We start from the raw sequence: 7,944 nt of genomic DNA on the forward strand, positions 1-7,944 counted from the left end.
GGAGTGCCTTCAGTCCCGGACGGCACGGGTGACGATGCCCCGTTGCCGTTGTTGCCGGGAATGCTGCCTCCATTGCGGTAGCGGCGCAGGAGCATCGCTGCGGTAGTGGCCTCCCCGGCTTTCTCCGCGAAACAGGCAGGCCTCCAGCATCAGCCGGCTGGTCAGCAACCTGTGGTGGAGATCCAGCAACAGGTTCAGATTGCGCCGGCTGTTTTCAGCCAACAGCCTGGGGGCACAGGGGTCTTCCCGTAGCAGGGCCTGGAGCAGTGCCTGCTGCTCCAGATGTTGTTCGTCGGCTTTGACGTTGCCGATGGCCTGGCGCAGTCCAGCGGCGGATCGTTCCACCCCCGCCCGTCGCCAGCAGAGCTGCCGCAGCTGCTCGATGGCGTCGATCAAATGCGAGCTGCTGCAGCCGTCGAGGTCCAAGGCAAGCGGCTGCGTTTTGTCGCTGGCGAGGGCCGCTGGGACGGGGCCGAGCTCGATCTCTTTGAGGCGATGGGCGAACACCAGGCACTCCATCAGGGAGTTGCTGGCCAGTCGGTTGGCGCCGTGCAGGCCTGTGCAGGCCACTTCTCCCACGGCATAGAGCCCCGGCAGTGTGGTGGCGGCCTGCAGGTCCGTGGCCACCCCTCCCATCCAGTAGTGGGCGGCTGGGGCCACGGGGATGGGCCGTTCCAATGGATTCAGTCCGAGTTCGTCGCAGCGGTCGAGGATCGTTGGGAAGCGTCGTTCCGCTTGCTCCCGCGGGATGGCGGCGAAGTCGAGCCACATCTGCTTCACCTGCTGCCGCTGCATGGCCTGCATCAAGGCTCGGCTCACCTGGTCCCTCGGTGAGAGGTCGCGTTGGGGCAGGTGGGCCACAGGGCTTCCCCCGAGGGCATCCACCAGCACGCCGCCCTCTCCGCGAACGGCTTCGGAGATCAGAAAGCAGGGGGCGTCATCCAGGCGGATGGCCGTTGGATGGAACTGAACGAATTCCAGATCTTCCACGGCTGCGCCCGCCTGCCAGGCGAGGGCGATGCCTTCGCCACAGGCCTGGGCTGGGTTGGTGGTGTTGGCGTACAGATGACCACCACCGCCGCTGGCCAACACCACGGCACGGGCTTCGATTCCGTGAAGATGGGCCCCATCCAGCACCTGCACACCGCAACAGCGCCCATCGCGCACCAGCAGTTGCGTCACGCGCACGCCCCGGCGATGCAGCAATCCTGGCCGTTGCTCAACACGATCCCGCAGCACATCCACCAGGGCTCGCCCTGTGCGGTCCTGCACATGCAGCACCCGCCTGTGGCTGTGGGCTGCTTCCAGGGTGGTGGCCAGACCGTCCTGATCCCGGTCGAAGGCCATGCCCAGCTGCTCCAGGCGCTCCACGCAATGGGGTGCCTCCTCCACCAACAGCCGCACCGCATCGCCATCGCAAAGGCCGGCTCCAGCCAGAACGGTGTCCTCCGCATGGCTGTCGGCGCTGTCTTCCTTGCGGGTCACCGCGGCGATGCCCCCCTGGGCCCAGCGGCTGGAAGAACGCCGCCCTGTGTTGCGATTGAGCAGCAACACCTTGAACTCCGGCGGTAGATCAAGGCAGGTCATCAAGCCAGCAGCCCCGGCACCGATCACCACCACGTCCCAGGGACCTGAGGGGATGGGATCAGAGCTGCGGGGCTGGGCCATCACGGGGACAAAAAAACCGCCGGTGGGGTCCGGCGGTTCAAGCAGTCACAACCAGTGTGACGGGGTCAGGAATCAGCGGTATTGGCCGTCGTTGATGCGGTCGTCGCCCTCGTTCAGAGCAATGGAGGGAGGGGTGACGGTGAAGTTGTCGCGGTACTTCGCGAACAGCTCCTGCTGACGCTCGGTCAAATCAAGTGACAGAACGTCGTCGACGCTGTCGTAGGGGCCACCCAGCACGATCTTGCCGGCCATGGTCGGGTACATCCCAGGAAACTGCTGGAAACGGCGCACGGAGGAATTGTTCAAATCCACCTTGCCGTCCCGTGCGGCAATTTTGTCGTCCGCAATGTTGCGGATCTCATTGCCGGAATACTTGCTGCGAAGGTCGTCGTCGGCGTAGACGCTGCTCGGAAGCACGAGACCTGCCATCAGGCTCGCCATCACCAGTGCGCCGGTCAGCCAGCTCAGAAGCCGCTTCATCTCAACTCTCGATCAGGGGTCGGAACGGGTCGACCGGCAGTGCCGGCTCCGGAAGACTACAAGTCGTTGCGCCGTTCTAGCCTTTGAATCGGGGCAGCTTTTGCAGTTCGTTTCACTCGATCAGGCCACTGAGCCCGGGCTGCAGCAAGGCTGAGAGCAAGAACAAGCCATCCACCCAAAGGGTGGTGATTAAGACGGCAGCGGCCATGGATCCCGCTTCACCGGTGAAACCGCCGCTGTTCCTGCTCAGGCGACGTCCAGCCAACAGAACGAGAATTGCTGAGATAACCAGAGTGACCAGGGGCAGGGGCTGAAGCAGATGTGTCCCCGCTTGATGCAGCAGTAGCGGCGCTTGATCGAGGGAGGCTGTCACCACTGCGGGCCAAAACTGCATCACGCCGGTGGCCGCCATGGCCAGGTCGGTGCAAGCTGTGCCCACCAGGGACGACAAATAAAACGTTGCCGCCAGACGCCAGCGCCCCTGCAGGCCGCCCAAGGCCACGGGTAGGGCGAAGGCTTCCACCGGCAGGTGCAGAACGGGATGGGCCCGCAGCCAACCCCAGAAAATGCAACCTGCCAGCCAGCTACCGCTGAAACCCACCAGCAGGGAACCCAGGTCGGATGTTGTCTGGGAGCGGCTCTGGTGCATCACCAGTCCAGCTGCAACCAGAACTCCGGTGAACAAGGTGGCTGAGAACGGATCCAGCCTTACCCAGGGGGCTTGCAGGAACACCGGCAGCACCACCATGGCTGCGGCGATGCGGGCCACGGGAAAGGACCAAGACCGAGCGGGGGCTGATGTTTGCCAGGTGCCGCCGATCAAATGCCCTTTGTGAAGAAACTCACGGAACCTTAGAAGACATCATCAAGTGACGCGGCTGACATGCCCGCTTCGCCTGCCGGGGATACCGTCAGAGCAACACTCATACGTTGATGGCGGACCCTTCTGCATCCCTCAGCCTGCTGGAGGCCTGCTGGCGTGATCTGGTGTTGGGAGTGGTTCAAGGACTCACTGAGTTTCTGCCGATCAGCAGCACCGCCCATCTGAAGGTGGTGCCTGAGCTCCTGGGTTGGGGCGATCCGGGTGTCTCCGTGACGGCTGCCATTCAGCTGGGCAGCATCGTTGCCGTAATCGCCTATTTCCGGACTGATTTAAACCAGGTGCTGCGGGGCATCAGCCGCGCCTTTCGCAATGGCCAGTGGCGCGAACCCGAGGCGCGCCTCGGGTTCGCCATGGTGGTGGGAACCCTGCCGATCTTGCTGATCGGCTTAGGGATCAAATTCGCCTGGGCTCAGGGCTATGAACAGTCACCCCTGCGCAATGTTCCTTCGATTGCCATCGTCTCGATTGTGATGGCGTTGCTGCTGGCCTTGGCTGAACGGGTCGGCGCACGGTGCAAGCAGCTTCCAGGGGTTTCAGGCCGCGATGGCCTGCTGGTGGGGCTGGCTCAGGCCCTCGCATTGATCCCGGGGGTCTCGCGTTCCGGCAGCACCCTCACGGCGGCCTTGTTCGACGGTTGGAAGCGTGCTGATGCAGCCCGCTTTTCCTTTCTTTTGGGCATTCCTGCCATCACCATCGCGGGTCTGGTGGAGCTCAATGATGCTTTGGCTGCCAGCCCTGGCAACGGCCCCCTGCCGTTGCTTGTGGGCATTGGTTCAGCTGCAGTGGTGTCGTGGCTGGCGATTGATTGGTTGCTGAAGTTCCTGCAGCGCAACAGCACCCGGGTGTTCGTCGCTTACCGGCTGCTGTTCGGGCTGCTGTTGCTGGTCTGGTGGGGTGTTCACGGCGCACACTGAGTTCAGATGAAGTCGGCTTGTGTGGAATGAGCCATCCGCCGGGGTTGCCGTTGCAGCTCTGGATCCAAGTAGCAGTGGTCGTCAACCGCAGCCCGCGGTGGTGGCCTCCGTCGAGTCTGGCTCGATCGGGGAGGAGCTGGGTTTTGAGCCCGGTGATCAGTTGCTCAGCATCAATGGCATTCGCCCGCGCGATCTGATCGATTACCGCTACCTCTGCGTGGAGGAGGAGCTTTGCCTTGAGGTGCGTGATGCAAATGGTGCGCTGCATCGGGTGGAGTTGGAAAAAGATGCCGATGACGGCCTTGGGCTGGCTTTCACCGAGGCTCTGTTCGATGGTTTGCGCCAGTGCAACAACAACTGTCCGTTCTGTTTCATCGATCAGCAGCCCCCGGGGCGGCGCGACAGTCTCTATCTCAAAGACGACGATTACCGCCTGAGTTTTCTCTATGGCTCGTATCTGACGCTCACCAACCTGGGCGAGGCCGACTGGCAGCGAATTGAAGAGCAGCGTTTATCGCCGTTGTTTGTGTCGGTGCATGCCACGGATCCCGAGTTGCGCTCACGCCTGCTGGTGAATCCGCGTGCTGCCCAGGTCATGGACCAGATCGCCTGGTTTAACCAGCGCGATCTGCAGATCCATGCCCAGGTTGTGGTTTGTCCCGGACTGACTGACGGTCCTGCTTTGGCGAGAACGCTGAACGACCTCGCCTCCTTCGCGGCTGGCCCCTGGCCGGCGGTGCTGTCTGCGGCGGTGGTGCCGGTGGGGCTCACTCGCTTCAGGCCGGCTGACGATGGCCTGGTTCCTGTGGATCCGGACTGCGCCCGCAGGGTGATTGCTCAGGTGGAACCCATGCAGCAGCACTTTCAGGAGGTGTTGGGCACCCGTTTCGCCTGGCTCTCCGATGAGTGGTACCTGGTGGCGGGGTTGCCTTTGCCGCCCCGGGACAACTACGAGGATCTTCCGCAGCAGGAAAACGGCGTGGGCAGCATCCGTGCCTTCCTCGAAGCGTTGGATGCCGCAACTGAGGATTTGCCCAGCGCGGTTCCTCAGCCCCGTCGTTGCAGTTGGGTGGTCGGTCAGATCGTGGCGCAGGCGTTGCAGCCTGTGGCTGAACGGCTGAATGCTGTTGATGGCGTCGAGTTTCACCTGATCGGATTGCCGAGTCCTTATTGGGGGCAGGACCAAGTGGTGACTGGATTGCTGACGGGACAGGATCTGCTGTCTGGCCTGCAGGGCCGAGAGCTGGGCGATGAGCTGCTGCTGCCATCGGTGATGTTGCGGCAAGGGGAGCCCGTTTTCCTGGATGACATGACCCTGGAATCCCTGGCCGCGCAGTTGCCTGTCCCCATTCAGATCGTGCATGGGGCGGCTGACGTCGTGGACTCAGTTTTGGGTGCCGTAGGAAAAAGTTCCTAAGCTCCGAAAAATTTCTAGGTTGTCGTGCGGCGGATCACCGCAGTTCTGTGCCTCGTTGCGGGCGTTACTTCCACCGGTATTCTCCCCGCGCTCAGCGATGACGCATTTCAGGCTGATTCGGCCTTGATTGACCAGGCCACCCTCCCGGATGCGATTGATCTGAAGGGTGCTCGCCCGAAGGCTGATTCATCACTGTTGGCTCCGGCGCTTGATGTTTTGCCGCTCCCCCTCGCTCCATTGGCGGCTCCCGCCAGCTTGGGTCTTCCTGATGCCTCATCACAGGTGCGTATCCATGAGCTGCGTCCCTTAACGCTGGAGGAGGCAATTCAGCTTGCGGAGTTCAACAGCCCGAAGCTCAAAGCTGCGGCCAGTCAGGTGGATCAGGCTAAGTCTGCACTCCGTGCAGCGATCTCAGCTTGGTACCCAACCGTTGATCTCTCTTCCTCCGGGTTGCCCGAGTATTTCGCTTCCAACTCTTACCGCAATCCTGATTTCGGATCCGATCAATTCGCCCGTCAGTGGAAAGTCAATGGTGTTGTGAAGGTGAGCTGGGATCTGATTAATCCCGCCAGAGTGCCTCAGATCGCTGCGGCTAGGGATCGTTATGAGCGCGCTGGTCACGCCTACTCGATTGCGCTTCGTGACCTCCGTTTGGGAGCCCAGACGGCCTACTTCGATTTACAACGTGCCGATGCGGGCGTGCGCATCGGCCAGGACTCCGTCAAAGCATCATTGGTGAGTTATCGCGATGCGCGGGCGCGTTTCAACGCAGGAGTGAACACCAAGCTGGATGTCCTGGAAGCGGAGACTCAACTGGCTCGTGACCGCGACACTCTTACAACCAATCTTCGCGATCAGGATGAACAGCGTCGGAACCTGGCCAGGGTGCTGGACCTCCCACAAGACGTCACTCCTACGGCCGCGACGCCCGCACGCCCCTCGGGCCTTTGGAAGCGTTCATTGCAAGAAAGCATTACCGCTGCTTACAACTATCGAGAAGAACTTGACCAACTTCTTCTCGATATCTCGATCAACAACAGCCAGGCGAATGCATCTTTGGCAGCAGTGCAACCCGTCCTGAGCTTTGTCAATACCACCTCGTTATCGCGCACGGAAGGGCAGACCCTTCAGTCGTCGCTCAATAACGTCGATATGAGTGACTTCACCTATGGGGTGCAAAACAGCACGGCGCTGACAGCGAGCTGGCGCATCTTTGACGGTGGTCGTGCTCGTGCTGAGTACCGGCGATCAAAGCAGGCCGCTGAGCAGAGCCGCTTCGATCTCGCTGATCTGCGAGACCAGATTCGCTTTGAGGTGGAGCAAAGCTTTTTCGGTCTACGAGCTGCCATTCAGAGGATTGAAACCACAGCGATCGAAGTCCTTTCATCAAAAGAATCCTTGCGTCTCTCCCGGCTGAGGGTTCAGGCGGGCGTTGGCGTGCAGAGGGAAGTGGTGAACAACCAGCGTGATGTCACCCAGGCAGAGCTGAAATATGCACGCGCGATCAACAGCTACAACTCCAATTTGGCGCTGCTGCAGCGCCGTACAGGTCTGGATGCCTTGGTTGCCTGCAATGCGGTTTCACTGCCATCCACGAAGCTGGAACTTGATCAACCACTGATTCCAATTGAGCCCACGCCGCTGAAGAGCGCTTGCCCGTCGGTGGCCACCAGGCTCGTCGGTCAATCAAACTGAAACCAGTGTTGAGCAGTCTCTGTGGTGACATCTGTGCTCAGTGACGATCAACTGGGCGCTGTTCATCTGTTGTTGGACCGCATTCGCGCTCGTCAGCTGCAGGACTTTGGTCAGATCGGTTCCGACGTGAAGCCCGATGGCTCCTTGATCACTGACTGTGATCGCTGGAGTGATGCCGCTCTGGTGGAGGGTTTGGCCAGCATCGCCCCTGGTGAGGGTGTCCTTAGTGAAGAAGGATCGAAAACAGTCCCGAACACGCGGGCCTACTGGGTGGTGGATCCCCTGGATGGGACCACCAATTTCGCGGCGGGCATTCCTTACTGGGCGATTTCCGTGGCTCGCTTTGTCGATGGCCGTCCGAGTGAGGTTTTTCTGGATGTGCCAGCCCTGAGTCAACGCTTTGTCGCTTTGCGCGGTCGGGGTGCCACTCGAAACAATCAGCCGCTTAGCTCGGAGACCCGAGCTCTGGCTACCAGTGCTTGCGTTTCTCTTTGCAGCCGCTCGATTCGGGTGTTACAGCGCAAACCGGATCAGCGTTTTCCCGGAAAGATTCGTCTGCTTGGTGTCGCCAGCCTCAATTTGGTGAGTGTTGCGATGGGGCAGACCATCGCTTCCCTGGAGGCCACGCCCAAGATCTGGGATCTGGCGGCGGCTTGGTTGGTGCTCGATGAGTTGGGTTGTCCGATTCGTTGGTTGGATGCTGATCCAGCGCAGCTCTCTCCAGGAGAGGACGTTGCCGACCTTGGCTTCCCTGTGTTGGCGGCCGGTTCATGGGCTCATCTGGCGCGTTTTCTCCCCTGGGGAGAGGCCCTAGTGCAGCCATGAAGGGTCGCCATTGCGACCTCGGGGTGTGTGGTGTTATGGTTTTGTCTTGCGCGGGAGCCGAG

The 7,944-nt window shown here is 61.2% G+C and carries 7 protein-coding genes; 4 read left to right on the top strand and 3 right to left on the bottom strand.

The genetic code is table 11. From position 1 onward, the window contains the following. Nucleotides 1–9 precede the first annotated feature (9 nt). The 3 genes from nadB to DXY03_RS04295 form a co-directional block, all read right to left on the bottom strand. Nucleotides 10–1,668, bottom strand: coding sequence for an L-aspartate oxidase (gene nadB / locus DXY03_RS04285; protein WP_115009323.1), 1,659 nt, complete (start codon nt 1,666–1,668; stop codon nt 10–12). Nucleotides 1,669–1,740: 72 nt separating this feature from the next. Further along, nucleotides 1,741–2,148 carry a photosystem II complex extrinsic protein PsbU gene (psbU, locus tag DXY03_RS04290; protein WP_115009316.1) on the bottom strand — a complete coding sequence of 136 codons (408 nt, stop codon included), beginning with the start codon at nt 2,146–2,148 and terminating at the stop codon, nt 1,741–1,743. Nucleotides 2,149–2,260: 112 nt separating this feature from the next. Next, on the bottom strand, nt 2,261–2,971 hold the full coding sequence (locus DXY03_RS04295) for a DUF3120 domain-containing protein (RefSeq protein WP_115009317.1): 711 nt from the start codon (nt 2,969–2,971) through the stop codon (nt 2,261–2,263). Between the two features lie 110 nt (nt 2,972–3,081). Here DXY03_RS04295 and DXY03_RS04300 point away from each other — a divergent pair, with 110 nt between their 5' ends. From DXY03_RS04300 to DXY03_RS04315, 4 genes are read left to right on the top strand one after another with little or no spacing between them, the layout of a single operon-like run. After that, nucleotides 3,082–3,945 carry an undecaprenyl-diphosphate phosphatase gene (locus DXY03_RS04300; RefSeq protein ID WP_115009318.1) on the top strand — a complete coding sequence of 288 codons (864 nt, stop codon included), beginning with the start codon at nt 3,082–3,084 and terminating at the stop codon, nt 3,943–3,945. A 19-nt stretch (nt 3,946–3,964) separates the two neighbouring features. Continuing rightward, complete coding sequence (locus DXY03_RS04305; RefSeq protein ID WP_115009319.1) at nt 3,965–5,362, top strand: TIGR03279 family radical SAM protein; 1,398 nt, start codon at nt 3,965–3,967, stop codon at nt 5,360–5,362. A 24-nt stretch (nt 5,363–5,386) separates the two neighbouring features. After that, nucleotides 5,387–7,057, top strand: a complete 1,671-nt coding sequence (locus DXY03_RS04310) for a TolC family protein (RefSeq protein WP_170951974.1) — start codon at nt 5,387–5,389, stop codon at nt 7,055–7,057. A 21-nt stretch (nt 7,058–7,078) separates the two neighbouring features. Continuing rightward, nucleotides 7,079–7,882 carry an inositol monophosphatase family protein gene (locus DXY03_RS04315; RefSeq protein WP_115009320.1) on the top strand — a complete coding sequence of 268 codons (804 nt, stop codon included), beginning with the start codon at nt 7,079–7,081 and terminating at the stop codon, nt 7,880–7,882. Nucleotides 7,883–7,944: the final 62 nt, after the last annotated feature.

It is taken from the genome of Synechococcus sp. N5, assembly GCF_900473925.1.
Classification (GTDB): Bacteria; Cyanobacteriota; Cyanobacteriia; order PCC-6307; family Cyanobiaceae; genus Parasynechococcus.

Coding starts and splice junctions, on each gene's coding strand:
- psbU (WP_115009316.1), bottom strand. CDS start 2,148: ATGAAGCGGCTTCTGAGCTGGCTGACCGGCGCACTGGTGATGGCGAGC.
- nadB (WP_115009323.1), bottom strand. CDS start 1,668: ATGGCCCAGCCCCGCAGCTCTGATCCCATCCCCTCAGGTCCCTGGGAC.
- DXY03_RS04300 (WP_115009318.1), top strand. CDS start 3,082: ATGGCGGACCCTTCTGCATCCCTCAGCCTGCTGGAGGCCTGCTGGCGT.